Here is an 18,903-nt window from a genome sequence, read left to right on the forward strand (position 1 = left end):
GAAGTGATGCGTTTGAACCCGGTGTGACATCGGGAGGTGCAAGTTGGCATCGGACGTAAAACGGGCATGCAGAGTTGCATGCCCGGAATAGTGCTTTAGTTCAGGTGGCTGCGATGTCTTGCAATCGCCAGGCGCACCTGTTGTGGCGCGGTACCGCCGACGTGGTTACGCGCTGCGACTGAACCTTCCAGCGTCAGTACTTCAAAGATGTCGGCTTCGATCAGCGAGGAGAACACGCGCATTTCTTCCAGTGTCAGGTTGCTCAGGTCACAGCCGCGGTCTACGCAGGCACGGACTGCATGGGCAACAGCTTCATGCGCATCGCGGAACGGCAGGCCTTTTTTCACCAGGTAGTCAGCCAGGTCGGTTGCCGTTGCATAACCTTGCAACGCAGCGTCGCGCATCGCTTCAGGCTTGACGGTGATGCCGGTCGCCATATCGGCAAAGATACGCAGGGTATCGACCACGGTATCGACGGTATCGAACAGTGGTTCCTTATCTTCCTGATTGTCCTTGTTGTAAGCCAGTGGCTGGCCTTTCATCAGGGTCAGCAGGGCGATCAGGTGGCCGTTGACGCGGCCGGTCTTGCCGCGCGCCAGTTCAGGGACGTCCGGGTTTTTCTTTTGCGGCATGATGGACGAGCCGGTGCAGAAGCGATCGGCGATATCGATGAAGCCGACGCGCGGGCTCATCCAGATCACGAATTCTTCCGACATGCGCGACACGTGCGTCATGATCAGGGCAGCCGCCGCGCAGAATTCAATCGCGAAGTCGCGATCGGAAACCGCATCCAGCGAGTTGTGGCAAACGTCTTCAAAATCCAGTGTGCGCGCAACGCGTTCACGGTCGATAGGGAAGGTGGTGCCGGCCAGCGCAGCAGCACCCAGCGGCAGGCGATTGACGCGCTTGCGGCAATCCAGCATGCGTTCTGCGTCGCGACTGAACATTTCAACATAAGCCAGCATGTGGTGACCGAAGGTGATCGGTTGCGCCACTTGCATGTGGGTGAAGCCGGGCAGGATGGTGTCTGCGTGTTTTTCGGCCAGATCCAGCAAGGCCAGACGCAGGTCGCGCAGCAAACCGACGATATTGTCGATTTCGCTACGTACATACAGACGGATATCGGTGGCGACCTGGTCGTTGCGTGAACGGCCTGTGTGCAGGCGTTTACCAGCGTCACCAACCAGTTCGGTCAGGCGTTTTTCGATATTCAGGTGGACGTCTTCCAGGTCCAGCAGCCATTCAAACTTGCCGGCAGCAATTTCTTCCTGGATCTGTGCCATGCCGCGCTGGATTTCCGCGTGGTCTTGCTGGCTGATGATGTTTTGGTGTGCCAGCATCTCTGCATGGGCCAGCGAACCCTGGATATCTACCTGGGCCAGACGCTTGTCGAAAAATACCGAAGCGGTGTAACGTTTAACCAGATCGGAAACGGGTTCGTTGAAGCGTGCCGACCAGGCCTCGCTCTTTTTGGAGAGTTGTGCTGTCATAATTGGGTCCTAATGAATACGCGATTATAGAACAAGCGCACCCCGCAATCCCACCCTAGCCCTGATAAATCCTTCAACCATGCCGCCATCGCCAGATTCCGCGCCCGTCTCCCCGCTGGAAATCGTGATCCCAGACTGTTGCAATATAGGCATCATGGTCAGGTCTTTGCTGGTCGTCAACGGCGTGGTATTGGTGGTGATGCTGATTAATGCTGCGTCGATACAGGCGGGTTTGCTGGCATTTGGGGAAGCCTCGATGTTGCTGGAGCTGGCTAGTCTGACATCCCTGTTTGCCTTGTGTGGCCTGCGTCGGCTGGTGCGCTCGATCCCGCCGTGGGGCCAGCGTCTGGCTTGCGCTCTGGTGCCGGGGGCGATTACCGGCCTGATTATCCATTACCTGCTGAATGACGATTTGATGCTGACCAGTCTGAGTCGTTTGTCGGCGCCGGAAGGTTTTGTGTGCGCGGCTTTGTTTGGTATCAGCCTGCAGCATTATTTTGAATTGCGTACCCGGGCTTTTTCACCGGCACTGGCGGAAGCCCGCTTGCAGGCTTTGCAGGCACGCATACGGCCGCATTTTCTGTTCAATAGCCTGAATGCAGTGCTGTCGCTGATACGCACCGAGCCACGCCGTGCCGAAAGTACGCTGGAAGATATGGCTGATCTGTTTCGCGTCCTGATGCGCGATGCGCGCGACATCACCACGCTGGGCAATGAAGTCCGCATCGGCATGCAATATCTGTCGATAGAAAAGATACGCCTCGGCGAACGCCTGCAGGTGCAGTGGGATACCGATGGCATTTCCGGTGATACCTTGCAAAGAGCGAAGACGCCCGCCTTGCTGCTGCAACCCTTGCTGGAAAATGCCGTGCATTACGGCGTGGAACCCTCGCCGCAAACCGCGCTGATCAGGATTGCCATCAGCCGCGTGCGTGACCGTATAGAAATCGTGATGACGAATCCGTATCATGCCGATGTGGAGTCGACCGGCAATCACATGGCACTGGATAACATCCGTGAACGCCTGACGCTCTTATACGATATGGAGGCGCAATTGACGACGCAAGTAGTGGACGGGCAATTCGAAGTGCATCTCTACCTGCCTTACCAAAAGGCAGGTGTATGACGCCGCGCATCCTGATTGTGGATGACGAAGCGCCGGCGCGTGCGCGCCTGGCGACCTTGCTGGCGGATATTGCGGCTGAGTGCCCGCATGAGTTGGTAGGCGAAGCGGCACAGGCGCAGCAGGCGCTGGACAGCATCGCTGCACTGGCGCCGGACATCGTGCTGCTGGACGTACAAATGCCCGGCATGACGGGCATAGAGCTGGCAGCGCATCTGGCACGCAGTGAGCAGGCCGGGCCGGCGGTGATCTTCGTCACTGCTTACGATGAATATGCATTGAAGGCGTTTGAAGTACATGCGCTGGATTATTTGCTGAAGCCGGTACGGGCGGCGCGGCTGGCGGATGCGATCCGGCGCGTGAACGGTTTGCAGAAAAAAGCAGCGACGCAGAAGCTGAACGACGTCGTGAGCACCATGCAAAGCACGCGCAAGAATTTTTCCGTGCAGGAGAGGGGCCGTTTGCTGCTGGTGCCGGTGGCACATGTGTTGTATCTGAAGGCGGAAGCCAAGTATGTGACTCTGCGCACGCGTGAACGCGAGTACTTGCTGGAAGGTTCGCTCTCGGCGCTGGAGCAGGAGTTCGCAGCCCAGTTCATACGCGTGCATCGTAATGCACTGGTCGCGCGCGACGCCATCATCGGCGTTGAACGCGGCGCCCAGCTGGTGGATGCCGATAACGAGACCGATAAGGCGCAGGAATCGTGGCAAGTCATCCTGCAGCATATCGATGACCGCCTGCCGATTTCACGGCGGCAATGGGCCGGGGTCAAGGCACTGGTGCGTTGATCAGCATTTGAAAAATTGACAGGCGTAAAAAAGGGAAGCAAATTTGCTTCCCTTTTTTGTTGGTCAGGTGAACCTTAGCCTGTGTTGCGCAAGCCAGCCGCAATACCGTTGATCGACAGATGGATGCCGCGACGGACACGGTCATCTACCTTGCCATCACGCATAGCTGCACGGTGACGTTTGATCAGTTCGACCTGCAAGTGATTCAGCGGATCGAGGTAAGCGAAACGGTTCTTGATCGAACGTGCCAGCAATGGGTTGTTTGCCAGGCGTTCTTTCTTGCCGGTGATCATGGTCAGGCAAGTCGAGGTACGTTCATGTTCAGCCACGATGCGTTTGAAAATACTGTTGCGCAGTTTACGGTCAACCACCATTTCCGAATAACGCGATGCAACGGCCAGGTCGGTCTTCGACAGAACCATGTCCATATTCGACAGCAGGGTAACGAAGAATGGCCATTCCTTGAACATGGCGCGCAGGGTTGCTACGCGTTTGGCTTTGTTTTCGCCTTGTTCCAGCCATTGTTCTACCGCGCTGCCGAAACCGTACCAGCCCGGTAGCAACAAGCGGCATTGCCCCCATGAGAAGCCCCATGGAATCGCACGCAAATCTTCAATCCGGCGTGTCGCTTTACGCGATGCAGGGCGCGAACCGATATTGAGTTCAGCGATTTCTGCAATCGGTGTGGCCGAGAAGAAGTAATCGGTAAAGCCTGGTGTTTCGTACACCAGGTTGCGATAACCCTTGTAGGCCAGTTCGGACAACTCGGCCATCACGCTTTCAAATTCAGCGAGTTTTTTCGCTGCCTTGCGATCTGCCGGTGGCGGCGTCAGGCTGGCTTCCAGCGTAGCGGCAACCAGCAGGGCCAGGTTGCGACGACCGATTTCCGGGTTGGAGAATTTGGACGCAATGATTTCGCCTTGTTCGGTCAGACGGATCTGGCCGTTCACGGTGCCCGGTGGCTGCGCCAGGATAGCTTCATAGCTTGGGCCGCCGCCGCGACCTACGGTGCCGCCACGGCCATGGAACAGGCGCAGTTTGACGCCGGCGTGATTGAAGACATTCACCAATTCGGTTTCAGCCTTATACAGTTCCCAGTTCGAAGTGAGGAAGCCGCCGTCCTTGTTTGAATCGGAGTAGCCGAGCATGACTTCCTGCAGGTGCCCCTGCTTGGCGATCAGGCGACGTACTTTAGGGATGGCCATGACTTGTTCCATGATGGTTGCGGCGAGGCGTAAATCAGGAATGGTTTCGAACAGCGGGATCACCATCAGTTCAACTTCGCCTACCGACGCAGCATCGGTGTCTGGACGCAGCAAACCGGTTTCACGTTGCAGCAACAGGACTTCCAGCAAGTCGGATACGGTTTCCGTATGCGAGATGATGTAGTTGCGGATTGCGCGCGAGCCGTAACGCTGACGGATATGATGTGCAGCGCGCAGGATGTTGAGTTCGGAATTGGTTTCGTCCGAGTAATCGATGTATGGCGAGTAGAGCAGGCGTGGCTTATCCAGCTCGGTCAGCAGCAACTCGACTTTCTTTTGTTCCGGCAGGTCGGCATACGAGGTTTCGACTTCAGCACGTTTGAACAACTCGCCCAGTACACGTTCGTGTACATCCGAGCTTTGGCGCATATCCAGCGTGGCCAGATGGAAGCCGAAGATTTCTGCTGCGCGCAGCAATGGCGCCAGACGCGGCTTGATCAGCACGGTGCCATGACGTTCCTTGAGCGAATCGACCAGCAATTGCAGGTCAGCGGAGAACTCGACAGCGCTTTCGTAAGGTGCGCCCGGACCAACTTCCTTGCGCAGGATGTTGGTTGCACCATGTGCGCGAGCCGTTGCTGCCAGGCGCGCATAAATGCCGATCAGGGCGCGGCGGTATTGTTCATCGGCGCGATGTTCGGAAGTGTCCGGCGATTTGTCGGCCAGTGCCTGTACTTCCGGGCTGACGCCGGCGAGGAAGGTCGAGACTGGCAGTTCTGCGCCCAGCGCATGTACTTCTTCCAGGTAGAACTCAAGGATGGTGGTCGATTGACGTGCCAAAGCGAGTTGCATGGTGCCGGCATTGACATTCGGATTGCCGTCGCGGTCACCGCCGATCCAGCTGCCCATTTGTACATAGGAGTGCAGTTCGCGCTTGGCATTCGCGCTGCTTGCGCGTTGCGGGAATTGTTCGGCGATTTCTTCTTCTATGTCTTCATACAGCGCAGGCAATTCACGCAGGAAGGTAATGCGGTAGTAGGACAGGGCGTTGTTGATTTCGTCTTCTACCGACAATTTCGAGTAACGCAGCAAGCGGGTTTGCCACAAGGTGGTAACCAGTGCGCGCAACAATTCAGTATTGGCTGCGCGTTCCTTTGCCGTCATCGGCAGATCACGTGCCGCCAGCAAGCGGGCGATGTCGTGTTCTGCATCGAGGATGCTCTTGCGCTGTACTTCGGTCGGATGTGCGGTCAGGACCGGGGAAATCAGGGCATCCTTGAAGAACTTGCGTACGGTTGCGCCGTTGACGCCGGCATTCGCCAGTTTTTCCAGTGCGTAAGAAACGCTGCCTTCCTGCGCTGCCGAACCTGCCAGCAGGTGGGCACGACGACGACGGTTGTGATGCTGATCTTCGGCGATATTCGCCAGATGCGAGAAGTAAGAGAACGCGCGCACCACGGAAATGGTTTGTTCGCGGGTCAGCTTCTTGAGCAATTTATTCAGGTCCGTACCAGCCTGCACATCGGATTCACGACGGAAACGCACAGCAGTCTGGCGGATGGTTTCGACTACTTCAAATACTGCATCACCTTCCTGGTCACGCAAGACGTCGCCCAAGATGCGTCCAAGTAAGCGTATATCTTCTTTGAGTGGTGCGTCTTTGTTGCTTGCCTTATCGGCAGATGGAGAGCTCACGCGAGGCTGGGTTGTCGGTTGTTTTGCCATATTGAAAAAATGCAGTCAGCTTGTTCAGAGTGATAAGGATGGAGTAATGCGGCGTCTTCTACGAGGGTACATGCTAAAATTTCAAGGAACTATGATGCAACAATCTGCGAGGTCATCGCTACTGTGATGACTCCGAAAGCATGTCGAACTTGTTGAAAACAAAGAAGAATTCAGCAAATTTGGCCGCCCCTGACAGAAAATCGAAAGAAGCCGTGTTGAAATTTCCGCCCCCGAAAAAACTGGTCATTGCCTCGCGCGAAAGCCGTCTGGCCATGTGGCAAGCCGAGCATGTCCGCGAAAAACTAGCCATATTATATCCGCAGTGTTCGATAGAGATTCTCGGGATGACAACTCGAGGTGATCAAATTCTTGATCGTACCCTTTCCAAAGTCGGCGGCAAAGGCCTGTTCGTCAAGGAATTGGAAGTCGCCATCGCTGAACAACGGGCGGATATCGCCGTGCATTCGCTGAAGGATGTGGCGATGACCTTGCCGGACGGATTTGAGTTGGCGGCAGTGCTGGAACGCGAAGACCCGCGTGACGCCTTCGTCTCCAACGAGTTTGACGCACTGGAAGCGTTGCCGGCCGGTGCCATTGTCGGTACCAGCAGCCTGCGCCGCCAGGCCCTGATCGCGGCGCGCTATCCACAACTGGTGATACGCCCGTTGCGTGGCAACCTCGATCGTCGCCTCGGCAAGCTCGATGCTGGTGAGTATGCGGCCATCATCCTGGCCGCGGCCGGTCTCAAGCGCCTGGGCCTGGCGCAACGTATCCGCTCTTATTTGCCGCCGGAGCAAAGCCTGCCCGCACCAGGGCAGGGCGCAATGGCGATAGAAATCCTCTCTGAGCGCGCTGACCTGAAGGAATGGCTGGCACCGCTGAACCATACGGCAACCGCATTGGCGGTGACGGCCGAGCGTACCGTGTCGCGTAATTTTGGCGGTAGCTGCCAGATTCCGCTGGCGGCTTTTGCCACCATAGACGGTGATGACATGCGTTTACGCGCCATTATCGCAACGCCGGACGGTTCGAAAATCGCCAGTGCCGATCTAAGTGCCGCCGCGAACGAGCCGGAAGCACTGGGACGTCAGATTGCCGACGCCCTGAAGCAGCAGGATGCGGCTGCCATCCTGGCGTTGTGTAAAACAGATGCGGACGGGGATGTCTGAGTTTGTAGTAATTACACGGCCGCTGGCGCAAGCCGATGTGCTGGCGCAGCGCGTCACGGCATTAGGACGCCGTGCAGTGGTTTTCCCCTTGCTGGAAATTCTGCCGCTGGATGATCAGGCACCCTTGCGTGCCGCTTTGCGCGAGCTTGATCGTTACGCGCTGATTGCCTTTGTCAGCCCGAACGCGATAGACGCCGCCTTTGCGGCACGGCCCGACTGGCCCTGGCATATTCCGCTGGCGGTGGTGGGCGAGGGTAGTCGTATGGCTTTGCTGCGGCATGGCGCAACAGCTGCTAACAGCACCATCATCAGTCCTACCGATCTCGATCGTACTGATTCGCAGACCTTGCTGGCGGAACTGGATTTGCCGGCTTTGCGTGGCAAGCAAGTGTTGATCATCCGTGGCGAGACCGGACGCGAATTATTGGGTGACACATTACGGGCTGCAGACATAGGCGTGACGCCGCTTGCGGCCTATCGACGTGTCGCGCCGGAATTGAATAGTGCAAGACGCAGCGAACTCAAACGTCTATTAAGTTGTCAGAATGACTGGATCGTCACCAGTTCGGAAGGATTGCGTTTCCTGACCGAGATGGTGGCACAACTTGATGAAGCAGGGAGCGTCGCAAAAATGCAACAACAAAGAATACTCGTATCCCACGTTCGCATCGCAGAAACCGCGCAGTTGCTGGGTTTCTCGAATATCACGCTAACCAGATCAGGCGACGACGGGCTGTTAGCCGCGTTACAATCTTGCTCATGACCGATATGCCAACATCTCCCGACTCGACGCCGCCAGTTACTCCTGCCGCGGCTCCATCCAACGGTGTGCCGCCGAGCCCGCCGCCTGCGCCATCAACCAAGAATAATGCATCTGGCAAGCAAGGCCTGGTCTATGTGGCCCTGGTCGCACTGGCCGCGCTGGTTGGTGTGCAATGGTGGATGTCGCATAAAGAACTCTCCACGGTGCGTACCGAAGTAGCGCGCCGTATCCAGAGTGGCGACGCCATCAATACCGAAACCAAGGTCATTGTGAAGTCGGCGCAGGAAACCGTCACCGAACTGCAAGCCAAGGTGAACGTGCTGGAAGGTAAGCAAGTGGAAGCGCAAAGCCAGCAACTGGCACTGGAGCAGCTGTATCAGGATCTGTTCAAGAAGCGTGAAGACTGGGCGCTGGCTGAAATCGAGCAAGTACTGTCTACCGCCAGCCAGCAATTGCAACTGGCAGGCAATGTACAGGGTGCGTTGATCGCTTTGCAAAATGCCGATGCGCGCCTGTCGCGTGCGGATACGCCGCAATTCGTCAATGTACGCCGCGCGATCGGGCACGATATCGCTCGCCTGAAAGCCTTGCCTAGCCTGGATCTGACCGGAATTGCATTGCGTCTGGATAGCGTCATCAGCCAGATCGATAGCATGCCTTTGCTGGCCGATGAAAAACCGGCACAGCCAGCCAGCGAACCGAAGAATCGTCCGGTAGCGGCCAAAGCACCGGCTAAAAACGCCAAGGCTGGTGCTGCTGCACCAGCGCCGGAAGCAGAGACCAATGACTGGTGGCCGGTCGCCAAAGCCAAATGGGATAGCCTCAGCAGCGAAGTGTGGGGTGATATCCAGCAATTGATACGGGTACGTAGTGTCGATACTTCGGATGCTTTGTTACTGTCGCCGACACAGGCCTACTATGCGCGCGAAAACCTTAAGCTGCGTTTGCTCAATGCGCGCCTGGCACTCTTGTCGCGTAATGAAGTCGCGTTCCGCAGCGACATGATCGCGTCGCAGGACGCCATCAGCAAATACTTCGATACACGTGCCAAACAAACACAAACTGTACAAGCGATGCTGAAGCAAGTGCAGTCGAGCAATCTGGCGATCGAGATGCCGACTCTGGCCGAAAGCCTGAATGCAGTTCGTAATTACAAAGCCAAGCCTTGATTCCGGACATGCGTCTGGTTGCAAGGTCTGCTTTAAAACAACAATGATGGCCTACCGTTTTTAATATGCGTATATTCCTCTGGCTTCTCGTTCTGTTTGCCACTGCCATCGGACTGGCGGTGCTGGCGCGTTTCAACGCCGGCAACGTGGTGTTCTTCTACCCGCCGTACCGGGTAGATCTGTCGCTGAACTTCTTCGTCCTTTTGTCCGTTCTGCTGTTCTTCCTGATCTATGCGGTGCTGAAAACAGTACGCGTAGCGCAAAAGATGCCGGGCAAGGTTGCGGCCTATCGTCGCGACAAGCTGGAACGCAAAGGCAATCAGGCTTTGCGTGAATCGCTGAAAGCATACTTCGAGGGTCGTTTCGGCCACGCTGAAAAAGCCGCGATGCGCGCCACGGATTCTCCGGATAACTCGGGTCTGGCCGCACTCATCGCAGCACGTGCAGCGCACCGCATGCAGCAGACTGAGCGCCGCGACACCTGGCTGGCGACGGTGGAAGAAGATCAAAGCCTGAAGACGGCACGCCTGATGACCGCCATCGAATTGCTGGTCGATGAACGCCAGCCGGAACTGGCACTGGACGTAGTCAAGGAACTCAACGCCAACGGTACCCGCCACATCCACGCTTTGCGTATGGCACTGAAGGCGAACCAACGTGCGAACAACTGGCCTGAAGTGTTGCGCCTGGTACGTACGCTGGACAAAAACAATGCCTTGCATCCGGCCTTGTCGAGCCGCTTGCGTGAACTGGCCTATCAGGATTTGCTGAAAAATCCATCGAACGATGCGGAATCCTTGCGCAATATCTGGTGGGCGATTCCTGCCGATGACCGTACCAAGGCTTACGTTGCGATGCATGGCGCAAACGCGTTCAACCAGCGTGGCCTGCATGATGATGCACGTGCGATTATTGAGAAATCGATGGCGCTGGAATGGGATGACCGTTTACTGCGTCCTTATCGTGCTTCGGCGGCAGGTGAGGGTTCACCGGCCTTGCTGGCGCAGATCGAGCGTTGCGAAGAATGGACCAAGATACATCCGACCGATCCTGAACTGGCATTGACGCTGGGCACCTTGTGCTTGCGCCAGAACCTGTGGGGTAAGGCGCAACGTCATCTGGAACAAGCGTTGTCGGATGCAAGCGGTGCACGCATGTTGCAGGAAGTACATTTGAAACTGGCGCAATTGCATGAAGCGCTGGGTCATGAAGCAGAAGCTGCGTCGCACTACCGCCAATGCGCGGTGGCGACCGTACTGTAATTTGCTGCGGTGGCAGGTGCGCGACTAAGCACCTGCCGGCATTTGCCAGTATCTCCGTGAAGCAACATTTCCTGTTATTCCATCCGTAATACTGCCGCAAGAAAAATGCTGAAAGCCGCTATAATTCAGGGTTTGCAGCACTGTTCCCCACTTTTGAGAAAACAAATATGAGTCTGAATCACGTCCCAGCCGGCAAAGATCTGCCGAACGACTTCAACGTCATTATCGAAATCCCAATGAACGCCGATCCGGTCAAGTATGAAGTAGACAAGGAGTCGGGTGCGATGTTTGTTGACCGTTTCATGAGCACCGCGATGCACTATCCGTGCAACTACGGTTACATCCCGCAAACTTTGTCGGACGACGGTGACCCGGTTGACGTATTGGTGATCACACCATTCCCGTTGTACCCAGGCGTAGTCGTACGCTGCCGCGCAATCGGCATGCTGAAAATGACTGACGAAGCGGGCGGCGATGCGAAATTGCTGGCAGTACCTATCGACAAAATCCTGCCTATCTACAGCCACTGGCAAAAACCAGAAGACATCAACGACCTGCGTTTGCAACAAATCCAGCATTTCTTTGAACACTACAAAGATCTGGAAAAAGGCAAATGGGTTAAGGTTGATGGCTGGGTTGGTCCGGACGAAGCTAAAGCTGAAATCTTGTCTGGCGTTGAGGCTTACAAGAAGAGCGCTGGCAAGTAATTGCCAGGCTGGTTAAAGAAAGCACGCTATATGCGTGCTTTTTTATTGTCTGCCTGATTTAGCTCGATTGGTAATAACGCTGTTCTCTCTTCGTGGCAANNTTGCCACGAAGAGAGAACAGTATCAGCAACATCAACACGAAACTAAGCACAGAATCAAATAATCCCACGTCGCTCCAGCCACTTCTGCCCAAACTGATTAAACGCCAGGCCTCCCAGCACCAGTCCACAAGCGGCAAATTTCCACCACTGTAAAGTCTCGTCCAGTATCAAGGCGGCACACGCCATCCCGATGATGGGAACCAGCAAGGTAAACGGTGCAACCGTAGCAGCAGGGTATTTGCGCATCAGTACCGCCCACGCGCCAAAAGCAAACATCGTATTTGGATAAGCCTGATACAGCACGGTGGCAAAGGCACGCCAGTTCATGTTGTGTGCAGTCGTCACCCAGCCTTGTGTACCTTCCATCAATAGCGATGCAATCAGCAATGGTGGCAGTGAGATGAGTGAGCCCCAGATCATGAGGGCCAAAGGATTTACCTTGCCTATTTTCTTGGTGACGATGTTGCCGCTGGCCCAGCACAGGCTGGCGATGATGACCAGCATGAAGCCTATCAGTGTCGCCTTGCTTTCCAGTTTGTAGGCCACCAGTGCCATGCCGCAGAAGGAGATGAGCGCACCGACCAGCTGCGTGATGCGCGGACGTTCACCGACGAACAGGATGGCCAGCGCGATGGTGAAGAATACTTGCAGCTGCATCACGAGCGAAGCCAGACCGGATGTCAGCCCGAGCTGCATGCCAGTGAACAGGAAGGTGAATTGCAGCGCGAATTGAAACAGGCCGAAGGCGCACAACAGCTGCCATGGAATCGCCGGTCGCTTGATGAAAAAGGCCATCGGTAAAGCAGCGAAGGCGAAGCGTAGTACGGTGAGTGCAATCGGCGACAGGTCGTGCAAACCGATTTTGATGACAACAAAGTTGAGGCCCCAGATACTGACGATCGCAAGCGCAAGCAGGATATCGGTGGGACTCATGAGAAATACAGCTTTCTAAACACGAGATTTTAATACGATTCGACTTTGTCAGCTGGACGCGGCCTGGACGAGCCTGCTGCTGAGTTGGCAGCTGTTAGCCTTGCCAGAGCGTATAGGCGACAAGCAGCAACGCTACCAGACCGCCACATATCGGCCAGAACAGGCGTGATTGCTGGAGCGGCAAGGATTCGACAGTGGCTTCTATATCTTCCAGCTTGGGTTTTCGGCCGTTTTCACGTCGTGTACGGGCGACGAAGCGCTTGATGTCCAGCGCCATGTCCTGCGCATTTTGATAGCGTTTGTCGGTCTTTTTGCTCATCGCCTTCATGACAATTTTCGACAACGCCAAAGGCACACTGGCCTCGACCTTATGTGGTTCGGCGACGGCCTTGAACGAGATATGGTGTAGCAATTTTTCGGTATCACTGGCCTGGAAAGGTTTGCGTCCAGTCAGCATTTCATACATCACCGCGCCCAGTGAATAGATGTCGGTGCGTGTATCGACGGCCAGGCCCATCGCCTGTTCCGGCGACATGTAATTGGGCGTGCCGAGAATGTTGTCGTGGAATAGCGTGTAGGGATCTTCGCTCTTGTTCAACTGGTCGGCGACGCGATTCGGTGCGCGCGCGATACCGAAGTCCACTACTTTGGGTTGCAGGTCTGCGCTGAGGAAGATATTTGCTGGTTTAATGTCGCGATGTACGACGCCGTTCTTGTGCGCATGATCCAGCGCATCGGCGATTTTCCAGCTGATCGAGGCGGTTTCGCTCGCACTGAACAGGTGGCCGCCATCCAGCATCTTGTTCAACTCACGGCCTTGCAGATATTCCATCGCGATATAGGTTGCATCGCCTTCGCTGGAGGCTTCGTAAATCGTGACGATGTTGGCATGCGCCAGTCGCCCGGCGGCGCGCGCTTCATTGATGAAATGTTGTTCGTGCTGCTTTTTCTCTACCAGCGACAGTTTGCTGCGGAAGGTTTTGATGGCGACGTCGCGGTCTATCACGGGGTCGTGCGCCAGATAGACCACGCCGATGGAGCCACGTCCGAGTTCATGTTTGATCGCGAAGCGACCGACGCGTATCAGCCTGGTTTGCGTGCTGCCGTTGGGGAGAGAGGGGCTGAATTTCATCGTGTAACTAGCATGCACTGCGGCGCTGGTACTGGCAAGGGCAGACAGTGAAATAGTTGCCAGTAATCAACGTAAATTTGACAATATTTAACGTTTAAACGGATTCCGTTCATTCAGTTCATCGATGTAGGAATCGATACCGCCGCTTTCGCGTTTCAGGAAATCTTCGATTGCATCTGAAAACACCGGATGCGCCAGCCAGTGCGCAGACCAGGTTTTTTGTGGCAGGAAGCCGCGCGCCATTTTGTGTTCCCCCTGGGCACCGCCTTCAAAGCACGCCATGTTGCTGGCGATGCAGAATTCCAGCGGCTGGTAATAGGCTGTTTCAAAATGCAGGCAATCGATATGCTGCAGCGCGCCCCAGTAACGACCGTAAACGGTTTGCTCGTCGTGAATCAGCAGTGACGAAGCGATAGGGAGGCCATCCCTTTCGGCCACGATCAGCAGAATGTTTTGCGGCATGTTTGCGCCTATACGCTGGAAGAAATCCAGGTTCAGGTAAGGCGTCGAATGATGCATCGCATAGGTGCGGTCGTAGCAGCGCTTGAAAAACATCCAGTCATCTGCGCTCGCTTCGTGCCCGGAAATATGGCGAAAGCTGACGCCCGCCTCCTGTACCTTGCGTCGCTCAGCGCGGATGTTTTTGCGTTTCTTGCGTTCCAGCGTCGCCAGGAATTCTTCAAAGTTGCGATATCCGGCATTGAGCCAGTGGAATTGCACGCCGCTACGCAGCATGAAGCCGGCTGCGCGCAATTGCTCTGCCTGCTCCGCTGGCGGGTAGAGGATGTGGGTAGAGGAGAAGGAATTGTTTTGCTGCACATTGCCGATGGCGGCAATCAGGGCTGCCCTGGCCTCATCGTCGCGCGCCAGCAGACGGCTGCCAGTGACAGGCGTGAACGGAATGGCGGACAGCAGCTTTGGGTAGTATTGCAAGCCGTTGCGCTCATAGGCATCTGCCCAGGCCCAGTCAAATACGTATTCGCCATACGAGTGTCCCTTGGCATACAAGGGCAGGGCAGCGGCCAGCTCCTGCTCGCGCCAGAGCGTCAGGAATTGTGGCTGCCAGCCGGATTTGACCGAAGCGGAGCCGCTTTCATGCAAGGCGTCCAGAAAGGCGTAAGAGAGGAAAGGATTGGCGTCGGCCTGTAGTTGTACCAGTGCATCCCAGGCGTTTTGACCGATTTCTGATAAAGAAGAAACGATACGCGTGCGATAATTAACAAATTGATTAACGGATTCACTCACTTTGATTCAACTTTATCCTAGCGTTTAGTTGCTTCAGCTTTCTTTATCGGGCAGTTTTTCTCAGTTTTTATACACGCCATGACAGTCAAAGTAGCCATCGCGCAGATCAACAGTACAGTCGGCGATCTCGCCGGTAACCGTGCCAAGATTGCCGAATTCTCCCGCCGCGCCGCTGAGCAGGGTGCCGACATCGTATTGACACCGGAGTTGTCGCTGGTCGGCTATCCGCCGGAAGATTTGTTACTGCGTCAGTCATTCTACGCAAAAAGCTCGGAGACGTTGCTTGCACTTGCAAGCGATCTGGCTCCGCTGCATGGCTTGCATGTCGTCGTCGGTCATCCATTCGAACAGGACGGGTTGCGCTATAACGCCGCGTCAGTGCTGCTGAACGGCAAAATCGCTGCTACTTACTGCAAGCATGATTTGCCGAACGCGACCGTGTTTGATGAGAAGCGCTACTTCACATCAGTCGATGAACCGCTGGTGTTTGAAGTGAAGGGTGTGCGTTTCGGTATTAATATTTGTGAAGATACCTGGTTCCCGCATGCACCTGCACGTGCCGCCGAAGCGGGGGCGCAAGTATTGCTGGTACCGAATGGCTCACCGTTCCACATGAACAAGCAGCATTTGCGCGTTGATGTCATGCATGCGAATGTAACGACGCACGGCATGAGCCTGGTGTACGCGAATCTGGTCGGTGGCCAGGATGAATTGATTTTCGACGGCAATTCCTTCGTCCTGGATCAGGCTGGTGAGATACGCGCTCAGTTGCAGCACTGTGTCGAAGATTTGCAGATTATTGAATTCCAGGGCGGGCAACCAGTAGACGGCACCATCGTCGAAGAGTTATCAGTCGAAGCGCAGGTTTATAAAGCGCTGGTGCTGGGTGTGCGCGATTACATAGGTAAGAATGGTTTCCCGGGTGCGCTGATCGGTATGTCGGGTGGCGTGGATTCGGCGCTCACGCTGGCGATTGCTGTGGATGCACTGGGGGCAGACAAGGTGCGCACGATCATGATGCCGTCGCCTTATACCGCCGAGATTTCCTGGGTCGATTCGCGCGACATGGTCAAGCGCGTTGGTGTGCGCTATGACGAGATCGGTATTAACGACTGTTTCGAAGCATTCAACCGTACTTTGGCCGAAGAGTTCAAAGGCCAGAAGCTGGATACGACAGAAGAAAACATCCAGGCACGCATCCGCGGCACCATTCTGATGGCGCTGTCGAACAAGTATGGCTCCATCGTCCTGACGACCGGTAACAAGAGTGAGATGGCGGTCGGCTATTGCACGCTGTACGGTGACATGGCGGGCGGCTTCGCAGTGCTTAAGGATATTGCGAAAACGCTGGTGTATCGCCTGTGTACTTATCGTAACTCGGTATCCGACGTGATTCCTGAACGTATCCTGACCCGTGCGCCGTCGGCTGAATTGCGCCCGGATCAGACTGACCAGGATTCGCTGCCGCCGTATGATGTGCTGGACGGCATCATGCAAATGTATATGGAAGAGAACCAGAGCGGCGCCGATATCATTGCTGCCGGTTATCGCCAGGAAGACGTGGTGCGTATCACCCACCTGATCAAAATCAACGAATACAAGCGGCGCCAGTCGCCGGTCGGTATTCGCGTCACACACCGGGCTTTCGGGCGTGACTGGCGTTATCCGATTACATCAAAATTCCGCGAATGATGGCAAAATGAACGAAAGTTTTCCGCCGGAGCCATCCGCCCGGCGTAGACTTATGCAAGTGCACTAATTAACTGAGGGAGTACTGATGAAACAAGTAACCGCAATTATCAAGCCATTTAAACTGGACGAAGTGCGTGAAGCACTGGCCGAAGTAGGCGTGACCGGCTTGACCGTGACTGAAGTAAAGGGTTTTGGCCGTCAAAAAGGTCATACCGAGCTGTATCGCGGCGCGGAATACGTAGTCGACTTCCTGCCTAAGGTCAAAGTGGAAGCAGTGGTGGACGATTCCGGTGTGGAGCAAGCCGTGGACGCGATCATCAAGGCAGCACGTACCGGCAAGATCGGCGACGGCAAGATTTTCGTACAGGCAGTGGAACAGGTTATCCGTATTCGTACCGGTGAAACCGGCGCGGAAGCAGTTTAAGGCTTACTTCAGACTGTATGCGTGGCCGTATCCTGAATACGGCCGCGGCTGGTTTTAGCTTGCCCTGAGCAGTACGATCAAGGCACCGGCGCCACCGTCGGCCGCCTTGGCCTGGCAAAAGGCGATGACTTCGTCTTTCTGCGTCAGCCAATTCCTTACCTTGTTTTTCAAAACGGGCTCTTTGTTGATCGAGCCCAGTCCCTTGCCGTGGATCACGCGTACGCAGCGCAAGCCGCGTTTCACCGCGCCACGCAGATACTCACCCAATGCTTCCCGTGCCTCATCGGTACGTAATCCATGCAGGTCCAGCTGGCTCTGTATGACCCAGTGACCGCGGCGTAGCTTGCGTATCACGTCAGGTCCTATGCCATTGCGCGCATAGCTGAGCGCTTCATCGGTATCGAGCAGGGTTTCGACAGTGAAGTCGTCCGACATGGATTCACGCAGGGCTGCTTCTTCATCGGCCAGGCGCTGGCGTGCGATAGGCAACGGGCGCGGGCTGCTGGCGTGGTGTTTATTGGAGGGATTCAATGGCGCGACCTCGCCTATGCTGCGGCGGAACAGGTCGGCTTCGAGTGCGGCAGTTTTTTCTGCCTGCAGGCGTTCGGCTTCAGCGATCTTGCGTGCTTCTTCCTGCTTCTTCAAATCCTTGTGCAAAGATTTGAGTGCGGCAAAATCCTTGATAGAAGCAGGCATGGTGGTACGTCCAAATGGCTAGAGGCTGAAGCAAACGAAACTGAATATAACTACGCGCAGCATGCCGGTACTCAGCCCGGCATGCGCTGAACTGCTAATTACTCCTGGCTTTCCAGATAGCGCTGCGCATCCAGTGCGGCCATGCAACCGGTACCGGCGCTGGTAATCGCCTGGCGATAGACGTGATCCTGTACGTCGCCGGCAGCGAAGACGCCAGGTACGCTGGTTGATGTCGCCATGCCTTCCAGACCAGTCTTGGTCTTGATGTAACCGTTATTCATTTCCAGCTGGCCTTCAAAAATGCTGGTGTTCGGTTTGTGACCGATGGCCACGAAGACCCCGTGCAAGTCGATATCGGTGGTGCTGCCGTCTACGGTCGATTTGATGGTCATGCCGGTTACGCCGCTGTCGTCGCCGCACACCTGTTCCAGCGTCGAGTTCCATTTGACTTCAATCTTGCCTTCAGCGACTTTGGCCATCAGGCGGTCGATCAGGATCGCTTCGGCGCGGAATTTGTCACGGCGATGTACGACGGTGACTTTGTTTGCGATATTCGACAGGTAGAGTGCTTCCTCGACTGCGGTATTGCCGCCGCCGATGACTGCCACTTCCTGGTTGCGATAGAAGAAGCCGTCACAGGTTGCGCAGGCAGATACGCCTTTGCCCATGAACGCCTGTTCCGATGGCAGACCCAGATATTGCGCTGAAGCACCTGTTGCAATGATGAGGGCGTCGCAGGTATATTCGCCGGCGTCGCCTATCAGGCGGATCGGTTTTTCATCCAGCTTGGTAGTGTGGATGTGATCGAAAATAATTTCAGTGTTGAAGCGCTCTGCATGCTGCAGCAAACGCTGCATCAATTCAGGGCCTTGCACGCCCAGCGGATCACCCGGCCAGTTTTCTACATCGGTAGTGGTCATCAATTGACCGCCTTGCTCGACGCCGGTGATCAGTACCGGTTTGAGGTTGGCACGTGCGGCATAGACTGCAGCACTGTAACCGGCGGGGCCGGAGCCGAGAATTAAAACGTGGGCGTGTTTTGCGCTGGACATGTGGATAATTAATCGTAAAAGTGAGTCGGAATGCTGTTTTAAACAGTAAAACCTGCTGCCAGGAGCTTATATATGTCGCTCCGGCATCAAATTTCAAGCTGTTCCTGAATTATTCGGTGTAACCGGGAAAAACTGGTTAAGATTATAGACGAACCAGCCGCTCCAGCAGGGGCGGCGGCCAGAAACGGCGCTTACCTGAGCTTTTATTCTGTGCTTTTTGCAGTATT

General features: G+C 55.5%; 16 protein-coding genes. 9 read left to right on the plus strand and 7 right to left on the minus strand.

All coding sequences use genetic code 11. The features are described 5' to 3' along the window. Positions 1-95: 95 nt before the first annotated feature. On the minus strand, positions 96-1,490 hold the full coding sequence (gene argH, locus DBR37_RS06290; protein ID WP_124573616.1) for an argininosuccinate lyase: 1,395 nt from the start codon (positions 1,488-1,490) through the stop codon (positions 96-98). Between the two features lie 154 nt (positions 1,491-1,644). Between argH and DBR37_RS06295 the strand changes: the two genes are divergently transcribed. Together DBR37_RS06295 and DBR37_RS06300 are read left to right on the plus strand one after the other, a co-directional pair. Further along, entirely contained in the window at positions 1,645-2,616 is a 972-nt protein-coding gene (locus DBR37_RS06295; protein ID WP_124573617.1) for a sensor histidine kinase, read from the plus strand. Then, positions 2,613-3,401 (plus strand): LytTR family DNA-binding domain-containing protein, encoded by a 789-nt coding sequence (locus tag DBR37_RS06300; RefSeq protein ID WP_124573618.1) that lies wholly within the window; start codon positions 2,613-2,615, stop codon positions 3,399-3,401. Before DBR37_RS06295 ends, DBR37_RS06300 begins: the two co-directional genes overlap by 4 nt. A gap of 74 nt (positions 3,402-3,475) precedes the next feature. Here the strand turns inward: DBR37_RS06300 and ppc are convergent, their stop codons facing one another. Beyond that, positions 3,476-6,331 (minus strand): phosphoenolpyruvate carboxylase, encoded by a 2,856-nt coding sequence (ppc, locus tag DBR37_RS06305; RefSeq protein WP_124573619.1) that lies wholly within the window; start codon positions 6,329-6,331, stop codon positions 3,476-3,478. Between the two features lie 215 nt (positions 6,332-6,546). On the opposite strand from ppc, the gene hemC reads away from it, so the two are divergent. The 5 genes from hemC to ppa all read left to right on the plus strand — a co-directional run bounded on the left by hemC (position 6,547) and on the right by ppa (position 11,401). Further along, complete coding sequence (gene hemC, locus DBR37_RS06310; protein WP_124573620.1) at positions 6,547-7,500, plus strand: hydroxymethylbilane synthase; 954 nt, start codon at positions 6,547-6,549, stop codon at positions 7,498-7,500. Continuing rightward, positions 7,493-8,263, plus strand: coding sequence for a uroporphyrinogen-III synthase (locus DBR37_RS06315; protein ID WP_124573621.1), 771 nt, complete (start codon positions 7,493-7,495; stop codon positions 8,261-8,263). The genes hemC and DBR37_RS06315 overlap by 8 nt, the downstream gene beginning before the upstream one ends. Further along, positions 8,260-9,432 (plus strand): uroporphyrinogen-III C-methyltransferase, encoded by a 1,173-nt coding sequence (locus tag DBR37_RS06320; RefSeq protein WP_370454230.1) that lies wholly within the window; start codon positions 8,260-8,262, stop codon positions 9,430-9,432. Before DBR37_RS06315 ends, DBR37_RS06320 begins: the two co-directional genes overlap by 4 nt. 65 nt (positions 9,433-9,497) lie before the next feature. Further along, entirely contained in the window at positions 9,498-10,694 is a 1,197-nt protein-coding gene (locus tag DBR37_RS06325) for a heme biosynthesis protein HemY (RefSeq protein WP_124573623.1), read from the plus strand. A 167-nt stretch (positions 10,695-10,861) separates the two neighbouring features. Beyond that, entirely contained in the window at positions 10,862-11,401 is a 540-nt protein-coding gene (gene ppa, locus DBR37_RS06330) for an inorganic diphosphatase (RefSeq protein WP_012079003.1), read from the plus strand. Between the two features lie 155 nt (positions 11,402-11,556). Here the strand turns inward: ppa and DBR37_RS06335 are convergent, their stop codons facing one another. The 3 genes from DBR37_RS06335 to DBR37_RS06345 form a co-directional block, all read right to left on the minus strand. Further along, complete coding sequence (locus DBR37_RS06335) at positions 11,557-12,435, minus strand: EamA family transporter (RefSeq protein ID WP_124573624.1); 879 nt, start codon at positions 12,433-12,435, stop codon at positions 11,557-11,559. A 94-nt stretch (positions 12,436-12,529) separates the two neighbouring features. After that, complete coding sequence (locus DBR37_RS06340) at positions 12,530-13,567, minus strand: serine/threonine-protein kinase (RefSeq protein ID WP_124573625.1); 1,038 nt, start codon at positions 13,565-13,567, stop codon at positions 12,530-12,532. 87 nt (positions 13,568-13,654) lie between these two features. Then, on the minus strand, positions 13,655-14,812 hold the full coding sequence (locus DBR37_RS06345) for a GNAT family N-acetyltransferase (RefSeq protein ID WP_124573626.1): 1,158 nt from the start codon (positions 14,810-14,812) through the stop codon (positions 13,655-13,657). 78 nt (positions 14,813-14,890) lie between these two features. On the opposite strand from DBR37_RS06345, the gene DBR37_RS06350 reads away from it, so the two are divergent. Both DBR37_RS06350 and DBR37_RS06355 read left to right on the plus strand, forming a co-directional pair. Then, complete coding sequence (locus DBR37_RS06350) at positions 14,891-16,504, plus strand: NAD+ synthase (protein WP_124573627.1); 1,614 nt, start codon at positions 14,891-14,893, stop codon at positions 16,502-16,504. Between the two features lie 85 nt (positions 16,505-16,589). Further along, entirely contained in the window at positions 16,590-16,928 is a 339-nt protein-coding gene (locus DBR37_RS06355; RefSeq protein WP_124573628.1) for a P-II family nitrogen regulator, read from the plus strand. A gap of 54 nt (positions 16,929-16,982) precedes the next feature. Here the strand turns inward: DBR37_RS06355 and DBR37_RS06360 are convergent, their stop codons facing one another. Both DBR37_RS06360 and trxB read right to left on the minus strand, forming a co-directional pair. After that, positions 16,983-17,624: a Smr/MutS family protein gene (locus tag DBR37_RS06360; RefSeq protein WP_124573629.1), complete on the minus strand. Its 642-nt coding sequence runs from the start codon at positions 17,622-17,624 to the stop codon at positions 16,983-16,985. 98 nt (positions 17,625-17,722) lie between these two features. Then, positions 17,723-18,676, minus strand: a complete 954-nt coding sequence (gene trxB / locus DBR37_RS06365) for a thioredoxin-disulfide reductase (protein ID WP_124573630.1) — start codon at positions 18,674-18,676, stop codon at positions 17,723-17,725. Positions 18,677-18,903: the final 227 nt, after the last annotated feature.

This window comes from Herminiimonas sp. KBW02 (assembly GCF_003852535.1).
Lineage (GTDB): Bacteria > Pseudomonadota > Gammaproteobacteria > Burkholderiales > Burkholderiaceae_D > Oxalicibacterium.

Coding starts and splice junctions, on each gene's coding strand:
- argH (WP_124573616.1), bottom strand. CDS start 1,490: ATGACAGCACAACTCTCCAAAAAGAGCGAGGCCTGGTCGGCACGCTTC.
- DBR37_RS06295 (WP_124573617.1), top strand. CDS start 1,645: ATGGTCAGGTCTTTGCTGGTCGTCAACGGCGTGGTATTGGTGGTGATG.
- DBR37_RS06300 (WP_124573618.1), top strand. CDS start 2,613: ATGACGCCGCGCATCCTGATTGTGGATGACGAAGCGCCGGCGCGTGCG.
- ppc (WP_124573619.1), bottom strand. CDS start 6,331: ATGGCAAAACAACCGACAACCCAGCCTCGCGTGAGCTCTCCATCTGCC.
- DBR37_RS06315 (WP_124573621.1), top strand. CDS start 7,493: ATGTCTGAGTTTGTAGTAATTACACGGCCGCTGGCGCAAGCCGATGTG.
- DBR37_RS06320 (WP_370454230.1), top strand. CDS start 8,260: ATGACCGATATGCCAACATCTCCCGACTCGACGCCGCCAGTTACTCCT.
- DBR37_RS06325 (WP_124573623.1), top strand. CDS start 9,498: ATGCGTATATTCCTCTGGCTTCTCGTTCTGTTTGCCACTGCCATCGGA.
- ppa (WP_012079003.1), top strand. CDS start 10,862: ATGAGTCTGAATCACGTCCCAGCCGGCAAAGATCTGCCGAACGACTTC.
- DBR37_RS06335 (WP_124573624.1), bottom strand. CDS start 12,435: ATGAGTCCCACCGATATCCTGCTTGCGCTTGCGATCGTCAGTATCTGG.
- DBR37_RS06340 (WP_124573625.1), bottom strand. CDS start 13,567: ATGAAATTCAGCCCCTCTCTCCCCAACGGCAGCACGCAAACCAGGCTG.
- DBR37_RS06350 (WP_124573627.1), top strand. CDS start 14,891: ATGACAGTCAAAGTAGCCATCGCGCAGATCAACAGTACAGTCGGCGAT.
- DBR37_RS06355 (WP_124573628.1), top strand. CDS start 16,590: ATGAAACAAGTAACCGCAATTATCAAGCCATTTAAACTGGACGAAGTG.
- DBR37_RS06360 (WP_124573629.1), bottom strand. CDS start 17,624: ATGCCTGCTTCTATCAAGGATTTTGCCGCACTCAAATCTTTGCACAAG.
- trxB (WP_124573630.1), bottom strand. CDS start 18,676: ATGTCCAGCGCAAAACACGCCCACGTTTTAATTCTCGGCTCCGGCCCC.